Source organism: Paenibacillus sp. Y859, assembly GCF_056786405.1.
In genome coordinates this window covers 16,295-35,476 of the sequence record NZ_JBXCIZ010000001.1, presented here as the reverse complement: position 1 = coordinate 35,476, position 19,182 = coordinate 16,295, and the positions used below count along the sequence as shown (strand labels likewise).

Sequence of the window (19,182 nt, the reverse complement as noted above, 5' to 3'; positions counted from 1 at the left end):
GATCTTAAATGAAAACGCTTTATTTACGAAAATGATAATCATCCATACAATATGAATTGTCAGGAACACACCTGATAACAACAAAAGGGGAGGAAATAAAATGTCTAAAAAAATGCTTAGTATGACACTCGTATTAGCACTAATGATTTCCGTATTAGCTGCTTGCGGAGGGGGCAACAGTAAGAATGCTGGCACAAATAACACGCCAGCCAACACGACTCCGCCACCAGCAGCAGAAGAAACCATAGTAGCTCCAGATTACGGTGACACCGGAGGCTTGAGTCTTCCATTAGTAGATAAGCCAACAACGGTAACCTGGATGATCGCAAGTGAGAATCCAGTGAATGACAAATTGATTGCTAAAGAAATTGAAAAGCGTACAGGGATTACCGTTGATTTCCAAACTCATTCTTCCTCGAACTTCCAAGACAAGCTAAGAGTAACGGTTGCTTCGGGTAAACTTCCAGATATTTTCAGTGGTCTGAAAGCTTCTGAACTTAAGAAAATGGGTCAACAAAATGCAGTAGTTGCTATTAATGATTATGTGGATCAACTACCTAACTTCAAAAGATTGTATGTAGAAGAAAATGATTGGGTTATTAAATCTTACGGTAATGAGGAAGGAAAGATGTACACTTGGCCTATCTATAACATGAATCGTGATGTAAACCACGGTTTCATGTATAGAAAAGATATCTTCGATAAAAATGGTATCGAAGAGTGGACAGATACAGAAAGTTTCTATCAAGCACTTAAGAAGTTGAAAGAACTTTACCCTGATTCGTATCCTTTTGCTTCTAAAAATACTGTAAACGTTTTCAAGGACTTGGCTTATGGATGGGGAATTGGTGGAACGAACTACCCCATTTATTATGATGAGAATACAAAGGATTGGAAATTTGCTTCTACACAACCAGAGAATAAAGAGATGTTAGATTTCATGAAGAAACTGTACAGCGAAGGATTAATCGATCCTGAGTTTATTACAGATACGTCAGATTCATGGACGGTTAAGATGACAACGGATAAGTCTTTCGTTACTTACGACTGGATTGGCCGCTTAGATTTATTCTATAACCAAATCAGCTCTGTAAATCCTGAATATAACTTACGTTACGGAAATCCTGTAGGTCCAACGGGTAACATTAGAACTTTGCCGAAGATTGATACGAACTTTGGGATCGCAGTAGCAAACAAAGATAATAAAGAAGCAGCATTGAAATTGCTTGATTACCTCACAAGCCCATCTGGTGCTGCCTTAATGACATTAGGTGTAGAGGGAGAAACGTTTAATTTCGATGAGAACGGTAAACCAGTGTATCCAGAATTGGCTGATCTTCCATTAGTTGATATTGGAGTATTAGAAGATAAATATGGTTTATGGCTTGAAGCCGCTTACCTTGCTCCGGACAGAAGAAGTGTTTATTTCAACTACACTGAGAAAGAACAAGAAGCTCAAGACAAGATGGTATCAGCTAATAAATTCGAACCGTTAGATCCAGTTCTGAATTTCACAGATGAGGAAACGTCTACGATTGCCGAAATGCAAACGACACTTCAAAAAGCCGCTGAAGAATTCAATACGAAATATGTACTAGATAAGTCTTATGGAGAGTCCCAGTGGGAAGCATGGAAGGTTAACGCTGATAAATTAGGTGCATCCGAACTCGCCATAATCTTCAATGATGCTCAAAAGCGCCTTGATGCAGCACAGTAAACAAAAGTCACAATAACATCGTTGTGACGGCACTCGGATGGTTGTAGTCCGGGTGCCATTCATAATAGATAGGAGGGAAAGACTCGTGCAAAGCCCCATTGTAGAAGTGACGCCAAAAAAAGAGAAAAAAGCAATTCAGGCATATTTCAGTGGAGTCATAAAACATATTGTTCGAGATAGACAACTATTATTACTATTTATACCTTGTATTATTTTCTATGCACTTTTTCGCTACGGTCCATTGTACGGTTTGATTATTGCCTTTAAAGATTACAATGTATTCGCAGGTATCATGGCAAGTGAATGGGTTGGACTGAAGCATTTTGTGAAATTTTTTGAAAGTCCTGATTTTTGGATGTTATTCAAGAACACACTATTCCTTGGATTCTTTTCTTTAATATTCAGTTTTCCATTCCCGATTATATTAGCTGTTTTACTTAATGAAGTTAGAATGCTCAGATTGAAGAAAGCAATACAAACGGCCAGTTATCTTCCGACTTTCTTATCTGTCGTCATTATCAGTAGTATGATCATTGATTTCCTCTCTCCCAATAATGGATTAATCAATCAAGCTATTACTTTCCTTGGATTTGAGAGTAAATACTTCCTTATTGATTCCAATTGGTTCAGACCCATTTATATAATATCCGAAATATGGACAAATACAGGTTATGAAGCAATCATATTCTTAGCAGCAATTGCAGGAATTAGCCCGACGTTATATGAAGCAGCGAGAGTAGATGGAGCAAGCCGGTTCCGAATGATGTGGCATATTACGCTTCCAGGACTTCTACCTACGATCCTTATCATGTTCATCTTGAAAACAGGATCCATGATGCGTATAGGATATGAAAAGGTATTACTACTTTATAACTCGATGACTTACGATGTAGCCGATGTATTCTCAACTTTCGTATATCGTAAAGGTTTACTTGAATCAAATTTCAGTTATGGGGCCGCAGTTGGATTGTTCGAAGCGTTGGTCGCTATGGTGATGTTATTATCGGCTAACCAAATTAGTAAAAAGTTAGGGGGTAAAGGACTATGGTAGGAGAACGTAAAATATCCCTTTTTGGAATATTTAACACCGTAATACTCATTTGTGTAGCCATAGCAACCCTATACCCTATTATTTACATTACTGCAGTATCTTTGAGTGATACAGCTAGTGTTATACAGGGGAAAGTGTTTTTATGGCCAAAGGGGATAAACTTCGATGCTTATAGAGACGTTCTAATAGATAAGAAAATTCCAAGAGCTTATTTTAACACGGTCTATTATACGGCTTTGGGAACTTGTATTAACTTGTTTTTCACTTCAATAGCTGCATATCCATTGTCCCGACCTAACTTCTTTGGTCGTAAGTTTTGGATGTTCGCAATTGTTATCACAATGTTCCTGCAACCGGGTATCATTCCGAACTTTCTAATTGTACAACAGCTTGGATTAATTGATTCTGTATGGGCGTTGGTACTCCCGAATGCAATATGGACATTTGAACTTATTATTCTAAAGAGTTTCTACGAGAATATGTCTGATCAAATTCGAGAAGCAGCAGTGATTGATGGTGCATCCGAATTTAGAATTCTATTCAATATTGTGTTACCGCTTTCTAAACCAGCATTGGCATCCATTGGACTATTCTACTTTATTGGACACTGGAACAGTTTCTTCATTCCGATGATCTATTTGAACGATCAAACGATGTATCCATTGCAGGTCGTATTGAGGGGGATGTTGATATTCAGTGACGGCAGTGGTTCTGGTCTTGTCGATGCGGCGGCGTTGGCTCCGCAAGCGAAGAAGAACGCTACCATTGTTCTAGCTATGATTCCCGTATTAATGATATATCCATTTGCTCAGAAGTATTTCGCTAAAGGGGTTATGTTAGGATCCGAGAAAGGTTGAGGATTTAAGTAGTTAGACGTAAAATATGTGGATACACATTATGAACAGTAGGAGATGACTACTTATGAAACGACTCATTACGAACTTGGGCGTATTGCAAATTTTTTTCTCGTTATTGTTTGTCATTTCTATTATGTTTGTATCCACTTATTTCGTCTATCGTAACTCTATTTCTGGCATTTATGAGAAGGTTAGTGAGAACAATACTTTAGTGGTGAAATCCGTTGTTCAATCGTTTGATAATAACTTTACTACTATTAATAATATTATTACTTCTATTGATAATATGCAGCCTTTTAACAACTTGGGATCATCGGCAGACGGTGGTTTGGATATGAGTAAGGTGTACACAATGGTAGATAATATTTCGGGGCTTGTTTCATCGATCGATTTCATTGAGGAAGTTATCGTATATTACGAGGGTTCGGACTTGGCTATCACGTCTAAGGGAACTATTAATTTTGATTTATTGTTTGAGAACAAGTATAAACATGAGATATACAACGCCAATTATTGGAGAACATATTCACTTACTAAGCATACTTTAAAAGTATTTCCTGCAGAAAACTATTTGATTCCATCAGGAGATTCCAAGAAACCAAGGAGCAAAAATCTATTGGTTTTAATAGGCGGAAATAAGTTCCAAATGTCTAAAAAAAACGTGATGGTCATTATCGATGTAGCAACATTAATGAGCCATGCGAACCAAAAATCAATGATACCCGGTGCATCTCTAATCGTATTAGACCAAAATAAGAATGTTATCCTTAGCACGGAACCGAATTGGGATCTTGTTGAAGTGTTGAATGATGTCTATTTCAATTCCAATCAAGAAACTTCCTTAACTCGTGGGAATTATGAGTACAATTTCCATAAGTCTGAATATAACGATTATATTTATATTGATAAGGTTCCATATCAATTTCAGAATTTAGATTCAGTTGCAGAAGCCAACTCTTTGATTATGCTATCCGCTATTATCTCTGCGATTATATTATCTTTTTTTCTAAGTATCTATTTAAATCGACCTGTAAAAAATATTCTTCGCTTGCTCGGTGGGGGAACCAGCAAGGGGAATGACTTTCGTAAAATTTATAGTGGTGTGGTGAAGATCCAATCGGAGAATGAGTCGTATAGAAATCAGCTTTCGTATGCGGAAGCAGAATTGCGTAGAGGGGTATTCTTGCAATCTTTAGATGAATATACACACTCTAAGGAACATGATATTTTACTGCAAAAATATGATCTTGATTTCTTTCGAGATAAGCATTTTATTATGGTAATGATTCAAGTCAGCGAAAAGGAACGCGATCACGGATTTTCTTTACCTGTAGAAATAATCGCTGAGAACCTACAAAGCAGTATGAAGCGAGAGTCGCTTGATGGACATGTATTTTATGTTGCTAATGCGCAGTTTATTGCAGTGATCGGTGAAAATGATCCGAGACAGCGAGGTCAGTTAATAAGGCGTTTGAATGCTTTCGTTATGCGTGCTGAGAAGGAAGAGTTTATGGGTTATATGTTATGGACTTGCGTGAGCAAGATGTATACCTCAGAGATTAAGAATTTCAGACGTGCTAATCGAGATGTCATCAACGGATCGATTTACCGCAATGTGAACGACAAAGTTAAAGTGATGGATGCAGAAGAAATACGTTACGTGTGGAGTATCCATTTACCTTTCGAGGATATGGAGAAGATATCTAATTACGTACTGGGTGGGAAAGAAACGGAATGTATTCAAATGATTAAAGAAATCATGAAGGAAAATATGGATCGGAATATTCATCATCATCAGTTCGTGCATATTGCCAAAACGATTTTTTTGTACTTACTAAAATATGTGGGTGGTTCTGGGAATACACTCCATGCGTTGTATGAACTTGAAAGCGATTTCTATCAAAAAGTTGATCATGCACAAAATTATCAGAATGTAGAGACTGCTTTAGTTGAAGTGGTGAGACACTTTGCGATACAAAGTAAACAAGAACAAATGAGTAAATTAAACCCTGTGTTTATTTCTCAATATATTGAAATTCATTACATGGAGAATATGTACTTAGATTACATAGCTGAAGTGATGGAAACTTCTCCGAAGTATTTCTCTAGTTATTTCAAAAAGACATTTGGCGTAAATTACGTTGAATATGTCAATAAAGTAAGATTGTCGCACGCTCGAGAATTACTGAAAGATACGAACCTCACGATCGCTGAAATAGGAGAGAAGATAGGGTATCTGAATGCCTCCACCTTCACGACCACTTTTAAGAAGTATTTGGGTGTATCCCCAAGTGTCTATAGAAATACAGAACGATAATTAGAATTGTTGGGAGGAATTAAGGATGCGATACATCGCAACACAATCAGGAGAAATCATGATAGCGGAAAAGGATAAACCGCAACTTCCATCTGGACATGTACTTATTCGCACGGAATATTCGGCAATCAGTCCCGGAACAGAAATGATTTATGTTAGACAGGCCTCTGAAAAAGAAGTCACTATTGGATACAGTGCGGTTGGAATTGTAGAAGAAGTAGGTGAGGGCGTTGACGAACTTCTAATAGGTCAACGCATGGCTTGTTACGGTGTTCCATATGTACATCATGCGGAATGGTTAGCTGTACCAACCAATTTGACTGCTATCGTTCCTGATCATGTCGCTCCAGAAGAAGCAGCATTCGCTGGCTTGGGTGCCATTGCAATTCATGCGCTACGGGTTGCGGATCTTAGATTTGGCGAATCTGCGATCATTGTAGGCTTAGGCATATTAGGTAATATAATAGCTCAGATTTCGAATGCCTCAGCGTATAGAACGTCGGGTATAGATCTGAATAGCGAGCGTACTTCTATGTTAAGAAAACAAGGATTGAATCATATGTATGATGAGACGTCACAGTTAGTAGAACGATTGGAAGAAGTGACAGGCGGTGTTGGCGCTGATGCCGTTATCCTCTGTGCGAGCGGTCCAGGCGAACAGTTGATTAATCCAGCATTAGAATGGATTAGGCTGCGTGGGAAAATTGTTATCGTGGGCGATATCACGATGGAGTATTCCAGAGGACTTATGTTTGGAAAAGAAGCTCAAATGCTTATCTCTCGTGCGGGTGGTCCAGGCAGGTATGATAAAGGGTACGAGCAAGAGAATCATGATTATCCAATTGGTTATGTACGCTGGACGGAAGGTAGAAATATTGGAGAATATATTCGTCTGTTAGCGGAAGGACGTATTTCTGTCAAACCACTGATTACAGATATATATCCACTAGAGCAAGCGGCAGAAGCCTATGCCAATTACGAGAACCCTACGACAACGATAGCAACACTCATTAAATACTAGGGAGTGATCAAAGTTGGAAATCGCTGTATTTACAGTACATTCGATGTCATACTCTCCTGCAACGAATGCGAAGATATTCTCAATGACGGAGCTTGAACAGTGTGAAATGAATCAATGGGATGCCATTGTTATAATAGGTTCTAATCTAATTGATGAAGAAACGGGTCTTTCTTCACATACACTAATAAAATTATGGGATTTTGTTAATTGCGGTGGTGTATTATATACAGAGCTTATTGAAGCTTTCGACTTTACTAGCTCGCGCCTACTGGGTTGGAAGCAAGATTTCGCTAAGACACGGCGTACGGTAGAAAAGCTACGCGTAAGCCTTGAAGGCGAACAACTCATCCAGGGGGCATTGTTGGAATGGTCTGGTGCTGTTGCTCACGGATTTTCAATAAATACGGAAGCGATTTTAGATTTCGGATTATTTCAAGATACACATATAAGTTTGGATGAACAAGCCATCGTGTACCCGGGATTACATTTCCATCGGATTGGTGCTGGCAGGGTAGCCTGCGCGGCTTTTTCCCTATTCTCTAATGAGAAGCCTGAGACGTTAAGACCTTACTTTCTTTGGGAAAATGTCATATTGACTTTAAGTCAAAAAACAGGCGTACCTTTTGTGATTTGGCCGAAGGTCGTTGAGACTTCTGGTTCCACAACGCCTCGGCAGGCTGTAATTAATAATATGGGTTGGTTCCTGAATTCCGGTATCCTTCCTGCTCTCGATGGTGGCGAAGGCGTGTATGAGAATATTCATTCGATCACAACGAAGATTTCTAAAGATCTAAGACCGGATTGCCATGCGCACACTGCATTGATGCTGTATCTATACGGGAAATGGCAACAAGATGACCATTATTTGGAGTCATCCGATATAATACTCCAGTATTTATTCGATCATGGCTATCAGGATATGGAATTGGAATCTCCTTCGTACGGTTTCTTTAAGTGGTATGACTATCCTGGAGAGTACCCAGATCAGGTGTTCACGGATGATAATGCTTGGGTTTGTTTCGTTCTATTGTATTTGTATAGACAAACGAATAATGAATCCTATCTAGAACGTGCACTACCATTAGCGGATGCTCTGTTAGCAACCCAAAATGAACATGGTTTGCGACCGGAAGTACTGAAGCGTGAACAATTGATTGAATTAGGTCGTGAAGGGGTTACCAATCTTCTAGAGAATAAAAATCCGCATTTCCAGAGTATTACTCATGCGGCATTTATTCAGGCGTATCTCGTTACGCAGCGGCAGGAATTTTTGGATGTAGCCATGAAAGGTTCGTTATATTTACTGAAGCAGTGGGACGAACTCGAATTCATGTATAGTCGAACATCAGGACTTAGTCGATTCCTACTTCCATTAGGCTTCCTAAGCCGATATGACGATTCAGGTGAAATTGATAACGGTATTGAAGTGATCGTCGAATATTTACTTGCTTGCCAAAGTCCGCTTGGCGGTATCGAGGAGACGGATAACCCAGATCCTGAACGTTTCGGTAAAGAGGATGCAGGCGTATTCATCCATAATGGAGAGGGCATTGCCGATCAATTATATACGAATAATTTTCTACTTATGAATGTATGGGAGCTATGGAAATCTAATGGTGATCACGTTCACCGTGAACTTTATGAATCTCTGTCGGACTATATGTGTCAGATCCAAATGATCAGTGAAGAAAGTCGATATAACGGTGGTTGGATGAGGGCATACGATCTTCGTAACGGTGAATATTTCGGGAATAACGGAGACACGGGTTGGGGGCCGTATTGCATGGAAAGTGGATGGACGAATGCGATAACGACATCGGGATTGCTATTAGGTTTATTAAATGAATCTATATTTGATTAGGAAGGGGATCAATTCATGATCAGACATCTACATGCAGATATTGTCGTGATTGGAGGAAGTACAGGAGGCGTTGCAGCGGCCTTAGCTTCAGCCAAGGCGGGTAAACGCGTCATATTGACGGAAGAAACAGATTGGATTGGCGGACAATTAACAAGTCAGGCTGTTCCGCCTGATGAACATCCTTGGATAGAACAGTTTGGCTGTACAGCTAGCTATCGAGAGTTCCGTGATAGGGTGAGGGAATATTATAAGCAGCATTTCCCTGTACTCCCAGCTGCACGTTCAAAGGTCCATTTCAATCCTGGCAACTCGCTCGTTAGTAACATTGCTCATGAACCAAGAGCGGCACTTGCGGTTCTACGTGACATGATCGCTCCATACGTTCATAACGGATACCTCACGTTACTCGAGAAGGTTATACCTGTGAGTGCAGAGACGGATGGAGATCTAATAAGTTCAGTTACGGTTCGTAATATAGATACAGAAGAGTCCCTAGTTCTAACCGGAGATTATTTCCTCGATGCGACAGAAGAAGGCGATCTTCTACCGCTAGCGAAGGTGGAATATGTGACGGGCTCCGAATCTATCTCGCAGACAGGAGAACCGAATGCGTTGCAAGGATCTCCTGATCCTTCAGATATGCAAGCGATTACTTGGTGTTTCGCTATTGATCATATAGAAGGAGAGGACTTCACGATCCAGAAGCCTGATCAGTATGAATTCTGGAGGGAATATCAAGCGGATTTCTGGCCGGATAAGCAGCTCAGTTGGATGGGGCTCGTTCCCCACACGTTGGAACCTGTGCGCTATAGCTTTTTTCCAGACGGTAAATCCTTCTCTCTGTGGAAATATAGAAGATTGATTGATCATACGCAGTTCATTGAAGGTGCTTTTGACAGTGACATCACGGTCGTGAATTGGCCGCAAAATGATTATTGGTTAGGCTCAATTATCGACGTATCTGCGGAGGAACGTGCTAAGCATCTTGAGAATGCCCGTCAGCTGAGTTTGTCTTTACTATATTGGATGCAGACGGAAGCACCTCGTCCAGACGGTCAAGTGGGATACCCGGGTATTCGATTGAGATCAGATGTGACCGGCACTTTGGATGGATTGGCGAAGAAACCGTATATCAGAGAATCACGCCGAATCAAGGCGGAGTTCACCGTGTTGGAGCAGCATATAAGCCCAAGTTGCCGCCCAGATGGAACACCAGAGCTTTATGAGGATTCGGTTGGTGTTGGCTGTTATCGAATTGATCTTCATCCGAGTACAGCGTTACGTACCTACGTTGACGTATCTAGCATGCCTTTTCAGATTCCTATGGGTAGCTTGATCCCGATTAGAATGAATAATTTACTAGCAGCTTGCAAAAATATTGGCACAACTCATATCACGAACGGCTGTTATCGTCTTCATCCTGTGGAATGGAATATTGGAGAAGCTGCTGGTTATTTGGCCGCCTATTGTGTGGATCAACAGCTTACTCCGAGGGATGTACGTAACGATCAGGAGAAGTTAAAGGAATTTCAAAATTATCTGGTAGCTGAAGGTATCGAATTAGAATGGCCACAGATTCATGCGGTATAAGAGGTCGTTCAAAAAAGTCATCTTTTGAACACACCATATAAGAAAGTAGGGAGAGTCGTCTGTGAATAGTCTAATCGAGAAGAATGGTCTTATTGTATCTTGCCAAGCACTATCTCATGAGCCGTTACATGGTTCTCATCATATGGTAGCCATGGCTAGAGCAGCCCAAGAAGGCGGGGCGGTAGGAATTAGGGCTAATAGTCCGGAAGATATCGCTGCTATTCGAAGTGAGATAAATCTTCCGATTATCGGTTTATGGAAAAAGGATTATGACGGTTTTGATGTATACATTACGCCTACAGTAGAAGATGCTATCGCTGTATATCATGCCGGGGCCAGTATCGTTGCGATCGATGCAACAAATCGTGCTCGTCCAGATGGAGTGGATCTGCAACAGACGATTACTGCTCTCAAAAATCTAGGCATCCCGGTTATGGCAGATATATCAACCTATGAAGAAGGATTGATGGCTGCGGAATGGGGCGCGGACTACATCTCCACAACATTATCCGGCTACACCCCTTATAGTCTAACTAGGCTCCCGAATCTAGAGCTCGTAAGTCGACTTTCACAGGTCCTTACTGTACCGACAGTTGCAGAAGGTGGGATTAGCACACCAGAAGAAGCTGGAGAAGCATTACAATCTGGAGCGCATTTCGTTGTAGTTGGATCTGCCATCACGCGTCCGCAGTTCATTACAGCGCAATATGTATCAGCTCTACAGGATGCAAAGTGAGGTAAGGTGCTAATGAACAATCAACAAGCGGGTGTGTTCATAGGGTTAGATATAGGCGGTACGGAAATAAAAGGGGGGCTTGTCTCCCCTGAGGGTATACTCCTTAGCGAGTCAAGAATAAGAACGCCGATTGAAGAGGGAAGTGTAGGCCTTTTGCGTGATGTAAAAGGCTTGGTTTCTTCCTTCATCAATCAGACTGATGTACCAGTGCTCGGGATAGGTGTCGGTTCCGCAGGAAGAATTGATCCTGTCTCCGGTAAGGTGATCTATGCGACTGATAATTTACCAGGCTGGACCGGAATCATGTTGGCTGATGAAATTGCAGAGTCTGCAAATATTCCCGTCTATGCAGAGAACGATGTGAATGTAGCGGCTATTGGTGAAGCATGGGTTGGCGCTGCGCAGCAATGTGATACATTTGCTTTAATTACACTTGGCACAGGTGTTGGAGGAGCGATCGTTAATGAAGGGCGTATGTTACACGGTGTTCTTGGAGGGGCCGGAGAGATCGGACATACCATTCTAGTGCCTGGTGGGCTCCCATGTAATTGCGGACAAAGTGGCTGCTTGGAGCAATATGTCTCGGGAACAGCTCTAGGTCGAATAGCGAAGGAAATCGATCCACATTGGAATAGCCATATGCTCATGAAAAGATACGAACAAGGGGATTCCCGTGCAATGGATGCAATTCATCTGTTTGTTACACACTTGGCGAATGGAATCATTACCTTGTGGAATATGTTTGATCCAGCCAAGATTGTAATTGGCGGAGGACTTATTACGTCCAAAGATATATGGTGGTCTCGTCTGGAAACAGCTCTGCTAGATTTGTCTCCTCACAAATCCATCGCTATCACCCCAGCTATTCTAGGTAATCAAGCAGGTATCATTGGAGCAGCTAGACTTCCATTGTTGCGTTATTAATAAACTAGAGATGAATCGATATGAGATGTATTGATTCATCTCTAGTTTTATTTGATACTGGGTTGGGATGAAACTCACTTGAACATACATATTACAAGGATTACTTGCGCTTATGTTTCTGGAGGAGAGTAGGCATCTATGTTTAATATGCCGTCCAGCCGCCATCAGCAGTGATTACTGTGCCGTTGATGAAGCTGGCGTCTTCAGAAGCTAAGAACAAGGCAATCGTCGCAATTTTTTGAGGATCTGCCGCTTCTCCACGTTGCAATGACATGCCAACCATTGCTTGCTCTATTCCATATGGATCGGCTTGTGTCATTCCCTCGCCAATATTTGTAGCGACAGCGCCCGGGGCAATGGCATTACAGCGAATGCCAAATGTACCATACTGGAATCCTACGTTCTTGGTGAGACCGACGACAGCATGTTTCGATGCAGTGTAAGCAATGCCTGCCCGGGATCCGAAGAGTCCACCAATAGAGGCAGTATTAATAATTACGCCGTGACCTTGTTCTTTCATCAACGGAATCACTTTACGGATTGCTCTCATCGGACCGGTAACATTAATGTCCATCACTCGGTTCCACATCTCATCCGTAACAGACTCAGCTGTTAACATCTGATCCATTATGCCGGCATTATTTACTAGTATATCGAGTTTTCCGTAGCCCTGAACTGCAGTATCAATCATACGTGCTACTTCTTCTTCCTTAGTGACGTTCGTAACGACAGCTTTGGCTTGCCCTCCAGCTGCAGTGATTTCTTCAACCACTAATTTTATTGCTGTTTCATTGATATCTGCGACGACAACTTGGGCTCCTTCTCTGGCAAATAGGACTGCCATCTCTTTACCCATTCCAGATGCTGCACCTGTTATTACGGCAGTTTTTCCTTGTAATTTCATATTTATCATCCTTTCTAGTCTCAAATGGCTCTCCCGTTGTATGGCGACATGATGTCGTTTATAACTATAAGAACAGACCACGTTGTTAGTGCAGTTTATCGTAATATGTAGTCTAAGCAACAAATTGATTTCATATACAGGCGAACCGGATATGATCCAGAGAGGGTATAATGTATGATGGCTAAAGTAGTCGAGCTGAACCGGCTGACCTATTGTTGTGTTAAATGATTATTTTTTGTCAGATTAATGTCACGATCTGAATGCTACTCATGCTAAATCGCTATGCTATAATATACTCAATTGTATTGAAACAGAAATTAACTACGAAGGCAGGTGTCATTGCTTTGAAAACAGTCGTCGTGATCGGCGGGGGAATAACAGGATTGTCCACTGCTTACTATTTACAGAAAACGATAAAGAATAACAACTTGGATGTTAACATCGTACTGATTGAAGCAAATGATCGACTAGGTGGCAAGATCAGAACATTACATGAGGGAGAATTCATAATGGAGTCGGGTGCTGATTCTATTGTAACTCGTAAGACGAATGTCGCTCCCCTGATTGAAGAACTAGGTCTTCAGGACAAAGTCGTATATAACGCAACAGGTACATCTTATATCTATACCGAAGGTGAACTGAAACAAATTCCGAGTGACTGTGTCTTTGGAATACCTCTAAGTATCGAGTCTCTCGCCAAGACAGAACTAATCTCTGCCGAAGGAAAGGTAAGAGCACTGAAAGATTTGTACACTCCGAATGACAGGTTCACGAAGGATGACTCTATCGGTGAATTTCTAGAAGCTTTTCTAGGTAAAGAACTTGTGGAGAAGCAAATATCTCCGGTCCTCTCAGGAGTCTACTCTGGCAAATTGGAAGATCTTACGATTGCATCAACGCTTCCTTATTTAATCGATTATAAGAATGAATATGGAAGTATTATTAAGGGTTTATCAGCTAATAAGGCGACATTCCAAGGAAAAGGCGATAAGAAGTTTATGTCTTTCAAGGATGGAGTATCTACTTTGATTGATTCAATGGAACAGCATTTATCTGATACAGAGATTATTAAGGGGATTGGAGCGGAACGGGTTGAAAAGAACGACGATCGATACCGTGTAACTCTTGCTAATGGACGTATTATCGATGCTGATACGGTCGTGCTAGGAACGATGCATTCTACAGCGCAAGCACTTCTTCAAGATGAGCATCTAAATGAAGATTTCGATGAGTTACTTAATAGCTCTCTTATTAGTGTGTATCTAGGATTTGATATCCCTGACAGTCAACTTCCAGCAGATGGAACAGGATTTATTACTGCTAACAGTGATGATGTGAAATGCCATGCCTGTACGTGGACAAGCCGCAAGTGGGAGCATACATCAGAACATCAACGATTGCTCGTTAGACTCTTTTATAAGAGTTCAGGGCCTTATTATGATACGCTGATCAATCTTTCAGAGGAAGAACTGCAGCAGGTGGCTCTACAAGACATTCAGATTAGCCTTGGTATTACGGGAGAACCTATTACGTACGATGTGATGAAATGGCACAACACCATGCCGAATTATCACATTCGACATCATCAGATTGTAGAGTCTCTTGAGAACAAGATGGCTGAGAGCTATCCTAATGTCATCCTCGCTGGATGTTCTTACTACGGTGTAGGTATTCCAGATTGTATTGCGAATGGAGAGAAGACGGCAGAACTTATCATTGAGAAGATTCACTTGAATTCGGGGATTGATCACTAGATTTTATAGTCGAGGATCTATGATTAGAGCTGGCAGAAGCCGGCTTTTTTACGTGCTTGGATGGATTGAATTGTAACAGACAAGTAAGCGTTAAATACATTCCACCTTCATCACAAGAATGGAATAAGCGTATCGCAGACTACAAAGCTAGCGGTCTTACCATGGCTGAAATACGCACAAGGTAAATCGATTGAAGTTGTAATTGATTGTTAAGTGGACTGAATCGGCAAGAAAAAGATAGTGAAATTTACAAGCGACTCTTCGGAATCGTTCTTTTATATTAGCCCATATCCATAACGAAGAATATTCTGACTTTAATATAAAGGTAAGGTGAAGCAACGACCGTCTCCCAGCACTTTACTAGGAGATGGTCGTTGCTTTGTTAATGAGTTGGTGTGACGATGCACCTGTTTCTACTTGTTTTAACTCATTCAAGCATTCGTTTACTTTTGTAAAAACATATTGTACTATATAAAGAAGATAATGATTATCCATGTTAGAAATGAATTGTGTCATTATGTCTTAAAAGTGAGGTGACCTTCATGCATATGAAAACAGGCGTTGAACAATCCGTGTATGCCATTCTTCTGTTAAACATGCTACCAGATAAAGCAGTATTACCTGGAGAAGCAATCAGTCAACAATTGGGAGCTTCTGCAACATATTTTCAGAAACTGTTAAGAAAGTTAGTTAGTGCGGACTTGATTACTTCCGTTCCAGGTGTAAAAGGTGGGTTCAAATTAAAGAAGAAACCTGAAGAAATTCGAATATACGATATATACGTTGCTATTGAAGGACAGCAGACGCTTTATTCTGCAAGTGGTATTTTTAACGATATGCTTGAACTTCAAGATGAAGATCAATGTTGCTTATTAACTGAATTAATGGAAGAAGCTGAAACTTCTTGGAAATCCGTACTGAAAAGAGAAACGGTTGCATCGATGTTCGATGATAGTTACAAGGACCGTTTTAAAACAAAGATGGAATCTTTACAATCATGGGTTAACGATAAAATGGTCTTGTGAAAAGAAATAATAACGCCAGGATGAATTAGTTAGAGAAGGGAAGTTAACCATATGAGATTAAGTGTATTGGATCAAGCTCCTATTACTATCGGAAATACGGCAGAGGGCGCTTTGAAAAAAGCGGAAGAACTGGCTATATTGGCAGATGAGTTGGGATACACTCGGATGTGGATGGCAGAGCACCATGGTACAAATTCATTTGCAAGTTCAGCTCCTGAAGTGACAGCCGCTCATTTGGCAGCCAAGACTAGAAATATTCGTATCGGTACTGGGGGCGTTATGATGATGCATTATTCCCCATTGAAACTTGCCGAAGTGTTCAAAACACTCAGCGCTTTTTCCCCTGGTCGGATTGATTTCGGTGTGGGTCGAGCTCCGGGTGGAGATACCAATGCGATGTATGCTTTATCTGAAGGACGACAACTCATGTTGAACGACATGTATACTAAATTTGATACTGCATTAAAGTTAATCAATGATGAAGTACCACAAGATAACTTGTACAATAAAACGATCGCGATACCGTCCCAAATTGTTCTGCCAGAGGCTTGGCTATTAGGTTCAAGCGGTAGTAGTGCGCTGAAAGCAGCAGAGATGGGCGTGGGGTATTCATTTGCACAGTTCTTCAATGGTGCTATGACCAAAGAGATTCTAGATACTTATAGAAATAACTTTCAACCTTCAGCATTTATGGATAAACCTGAAATTAATGTGACTTACATGGTGACAACAGCTGAGACGAAAGAAGAAGCTGAGTTCGAAGCGCTACCGCAGGAGCTTTTTCGCTTAATGATGATGAAGGGACAGTTCAAACAATTGTTAACCCCAGAAGAAGCCCAGATGTATCCGTTGACCGAAATGGATCGCATGCAAATGAAAGAAGGTCGAAAACTGCATCTTGTCGGATCAGTGAAAGAAATAGCAACGAAGTTACAAGAAGAACAAGAGCAGTATGGATTTGGTGAAGCTATGATTTGTAGCATTCCACATTCACAAGAGAAACGATTGGAAGTTTATCGTTTATTGGCGCGTGAACTATTATAATAAGTGATGATAATGAAATAGAGTAAATCATATATAAGAATGAGGGATTAAGATGATTAAAAGTTTAGATCGAATTAATGAATTAGCAAGAAAACAGCGTGGAGAAGGTCTGACTCTTAGTGAGCGAGTGGAGCAACAGACATTACGTGAAGACTATTTACGTGAAATTCGCGGACAAGTTCTCAATACGATTACAGGACTAACTGTAGTCGATCCACTTGGAAATGATGTTACACCGGATAAAGTTCGTATAGAGAAAGAAAAGGCAATGGATCATAGCAAGCTGATATAATTAACTACTATCCACAGATATGGATAAACAAAGGGTCTCTCTTCATAGGGAGACCCTTTTTTTGCATGGCACGGACTCTTATAAGGACTGTTGACGAATCTAGTATATTGCGTCGCATGTAGGTAATGACGGTAGCTATCCTATGCCCCAATCGTGGACCAGTGCGTCGGACGAGTGAGTGAAGGTGGTAATTTGGTGGCGTTATCGCCCTTCGCTGCGTTGAGCTGGGATTGGGTGAGAAAGATACTTGTAGTAAGATCGGCACCTCTGAGATCAGCATCTCGGAAATCAGCCCCAATAAGATCAGCAACTCTTAGGTCGGCGTTTCTGAGGTCAGCGGCAATAAGGTAGGCACCTCTCAAGCTGGCACCTCTTAGATCGGTACCTTTAAGTTTGGCCCCGATGAGATCGGAACCTCGTCCTTGGAACTTCTTACGTCCAGGCAGATTCTTCTGTTCGGAGCGCACGAGTTCGCTGGTCCTTAACAGCAGCGCATTGATATCTGCCCGATGTGCTGTGACGTCCAGTTCCATGATAGCATCGGGGCTGAGGTAAGTGAGGCGTTCCGTCTCATCGAGCGCGAAGCTAAGCGCATCATGGATGGAATGAGCTGGTTGCAACGTTAACGCTTCGGTCAGATACCAGAGAAGCTCGTGGAGTTGCCGCATAATCGGAAACACTTCGAACATTTGCTTGGCGGATTCTGGAGCTTGCTGCCAGTCGTGTCCGCTGAAGGTGTTATGGGAAACCTTTTGTCCCGCTCCGAAGCATTCATAAACAGTGCAACCTCGAAAACCTATCTGCCTAAGGTTTTGATGAACGCCGCAGCGGAAGTCTGATTTCAGATTGATGCAGGGCTGTCCAGCGTCTTTGTCGATCGCGAAGTCTACTGAAGCTGCAAACGGAAGTGCGGCACAGCACAAGCCGAAGCAGTTCTCGCATTCAGATCGTAGACTAGAGCGATTCCTATCGGAGGGGGATTCTGGATATTTGTGAGTCTCAGACAATGGGAGAACCTCCTTTATTTCAATATATACATATGTACTAAGAGTAGATTTACCTATAACTTTAATATACTAGTACTGAATATTTTCTCTGTCAATCAGACTATAACTTTTATACCAAACAAACGTCTTATTAGATAAGGAAGAGGTGGTGATTTCTATGGAGAAACGCTTAGTGAAGGAAAAGAATCGATTTAAAATTTATACTCTTTTGCTTGGATGCGTAATTGTGATCATACTGGGTATGAATGCTAACATTTCTCAAGAGAAATTCCATTTAGTAGATGGATTAACCATTGAAGAAGGTGCTCAGATTAAAATAAGCAAGAACGCAGATTTGTTTGGTTCCGCCAAGGGAACGACAATTGCACTTATTAATTTAGCTCGTATACCTGAACAAGATTATACAGGATATGTAGGTATATGGGATTCTAGCGGCAAGTTGGTCCAAAAGTTTGTTGTTAATGGCTATCATATTATGAATCCAGTTCAAATTCATGTCGAGGATATAACGGGAGATGGGAAGCAAGATATTGTTGTGGAGACGGATGAGCATGTCAATGGAGGTTTAGGAGTTCATGCTCTGCATGTATATGTAGAAGACAACGGACAGTATATTGAGGCACCATTATCAGAGGAGATAAATTTAGATTATACAGTAGCATTCCGTTCATCTAGCAATGATTTCATGATGATCTCTATTCAGGACAATCGAAGATGGACTGTACAATTAGTTGCAGATCAATTGAAACATTTGAATTCAAATGTATTAAACCAGTCGAATCCTGTGAATGTTGATCCAGTATCATCTATTGATTTACATAACAATACTTTTACAACGAAAAGATTAATCTGGTTTGGAGACTTGCAACTGAATTCTCTTGCTGTATTGGAATCCAATTATCATTTCAAAGAAAATAAGTGGGAATTGCAAAGCTATAGTTTGGGAAATATTGATAACAGCACGATAGTAACTGAATTAAGAATTGTTCGTAAACCTCCTGAATTGATATCTATCGAATTAAATGATGATCATCTTGATTGGTCACTATAGAGTGTCTTAAGTACGTTTAAATTTATAGTAC

General features: G+C 40.9%; 16 protein-coding genes. 14 read left to right on the top strand and 2 right to left on the bottom strand.

Translation table 11 applies throughout. The features are described 5' to 3' along the window. Window positions 1–100 precede the first annotated feature (100 nt). The 9 genes from AC1TO8_RS00185 to AC1TO8_RS00145 all read left to right on the top strand — a co-directional run bounded on the left by AC1TO8_RS00185 (window position 101) and on the right by AC1TO8_RS00145 (window position 12,074). Window positions 101–1,717: an extracellular solute-binding protein gene (locus tag AC1TO8_RS00185; protein WP_482053620.1), complete on the top strand. Its 1,617-nt coding sequence runs from the start codon at window positions 101–103 to the stop codon at window positions 1,715–1,717. A 106-nt stretch (window positions 1,718–1,823) separates the two neighbouring features. Next, on the top strand, window positions 1,824–2,768 hold the full coding sequence (locus tag AC1TO8_RS00180) for an ABC transporter permease (RefSeq protein WP_482054453.1): 945 nt from the start codon (window positions 1,824–1,826) through the stop codon (window positions 2,766–2,768). Then, the gene (locus tag AC1TO8_RS00175; protein WP_482053619.1) at window positions 2,762–3,625 is read left to right on the top strand and encodes a carbohydrate ABC transporter permease; all 864 of its coding nucleotides are present in this window, start codon (window positions 2,762–2,764) and stop codon (window positions 3,623–3,625) included. The genes AC1TO8_RS00180 and AC1TO8_RS00175 overlap by 7 nt, the downstream gene beginning before the upstream one ends. A 64-nt stretch (window positions 3,626–3,689) precedes the next feature. After that, window positions 3,690–5,942 carry a helix-turn-helix domain-containing protein gene (locus AC1TO8_RS00170; RefSeq protein ID WP_482053618.1) on the top strand — a complete coding sequence of 751 codons (2,253 nt, stop codon included), beginning with the start codon at window positions 3,690–3,692 and terminating at the stop codon, window positions 5,940–5,942. Between the two features lie 25 nt (window positions 5,943–5,967). After that, a complete protein-coding gene (locus AC1TO8_RS00165; protein WP_482053617.1) occupies window positions 5,968–6,963 on the top strand; it encodes a zinc-dependent alcohol dehydrogenase in 996 nt (331 codons plus the stop codon). Between the two features lie 13 nt (window positions 6,964–6,976). After that, window positions 6,977–8,824: a hypothetical protein gene (locus AC1TO8_RS00160; RefSeq protein ID WP_482053616.1), complete on the top strand. Its 1,848-nt coding sequence runs from the start codon at window positions 6,977–6,979 to the stop codon at window positions 8,822–8,824. A gap of 15 nt (window positions 8,825–8,839) precedes the next feature. After that, window positions 8,840–10,414, top strand: a complete 1,575-nt coding sequence (locus AC1TO8_RS00155; protein ID WP_482053615.1) for an FAD-dependent oxidoreductase — start codon at window positions 8,840–8,842, stop codon at window positions 10,412–10,414. A 61-nt stretch (window positions 10,415–10,475) separates the two neighbouring features. Next, window positions 10,476–11,150, top strand: coding sequence for an N-acetylmannosamine-6-phosphate 2-epimerase (locus AC1TO8_RS00150; protein WP_482053614.1), 675 nt, complete (start codon window positions 10,476–10,478; stop codon window positions 11,148–11,150). Between the two features lie 12 nt (window positions 11,151–11,162). Next, complete coding sequence (locus AC1TO8_RS00145; protein ID WP_482053613.1) at window positions 11,163–12,074, top strand: ROK family protein; 912 nt, start codon at window positions 11,163–11,165, stop codon at window positions 12,072–12,074. 142 nt (window positions 12,075–12,216) lie between these two features. Here the strand turns inward: AC1TO8_RS00145 and AC1TO8_RS00140 are convergent, their stop codons facing one another. Then, window positions 12,217–12,978: a glucose 1-dehydrogenase gene (locus tag AC1TO8_RS00140; protein WP_482053612.1), complete on the bottom strand. Its 762-nt coding sequence runs from the start codon at window positions 12,976–12,978 to the stop codon at window positions 12,217–12,219. A 344-nt stretch (window positions 12,979–13,322) separates the two neighbouring features. Here AC1TO8_RS00140 and AC1TO8_RS00135 point away from each other — a divergent pair, with 344 nt between their 5' ends. The 4 genes from AC1TO8_RS00135 to AC1TO8_RS00120 all read left to right on the top strand — a co-directional run bounded on the left by AC1TO8_RS00135 (window position 13,323) and on the right by AC1TO8_RS00120 (window position 17,093). Beyond that, window positions 13,323–14,732 carry a protoporphyrinogen oxidase gene (locus tag AC1TO8_RS00135; protein ID WP_482054452.1) on the top strand — a complete coding sequence of 470 codons (1,410 nt, stop codon included), beginning with the start codon at window positions 13,323–13,325 and terminating at the stop codon, window positions 14,730–14,732. 542 nt (window positions 14,733–15,274) lie between these two features. Then, window positions 15,275–15,757, top strand: coding sequence for an RrF2 family transcriptional regulator (locus AC1TO8_RS00130; RefSeq protein ID WP_482053611.1), 483 nt, complete (start codon window positions 15,275–15,277; stop codon window positions 15,755–15,757). A gap of 51 nt (window positions 15,758–15,808) precedes the next feature. Then, on the top strand, window positions 15,809–16,801 hold the full coding sequence (locus AC1TO8_RS00125) for an LLM class flavin-dependent oxidoreductase (protein ID WP_482053610.1): 993 nt from the start codon (window positions 15,809–15,811) through the stop codon (window positions 16,799–16,801). 52 nt (window positions 16,802–16,853) lie between these two features. Continuing rightward, window positions 16,854–17,093 carry a DUF896 domain-containing protein gene (locus AC1TO8_RS00120; RefSeq protein ID WP_482053609.1) on the top strand — a complete coding sequence of 80 codons (240 nt, stop codon included), beginning with the start codon at window positions 16,854–16,856 and terminating at the stop codon, window positions 17,091–17,093. A gap of 140 nt (window positions 17,094–17,233) precedes the next feature. Here AC1TO8_RS00120 and AC1TO8_RS00115 read toward each other — a convergent pair whose 3' ends face one another. Then, a complete protein-coding gene (locus tag AC1TO8_RS00115) occupies window positions 17,234–18,100 on the bottom strand; it encodes a pentapeptide repeat-containing protein (RefSeq protein WP_482053608.1) in 867 nt (288 codons plus the stop codon). Window positions 18,101–18,257: 157 nt separating this feature from the next. Here AC1TO8_RS00115 and AC1TO8_RS00110 point away from each other — a divergent pair, with 157 nt between their 5' ends. Beyond that, window positions 18,258–19,151, top strand: coding sequence for a hypothetical protein (locus tag AC1TO8_RS00110; RefSeq protein WP_482053607.1), 894 nt, complete (start codon window positions 18,258–18,260; stop codon window positions 19,149–19,151). Window positions 19,152–19,182 lie beyond the last annotated feature (31 nt).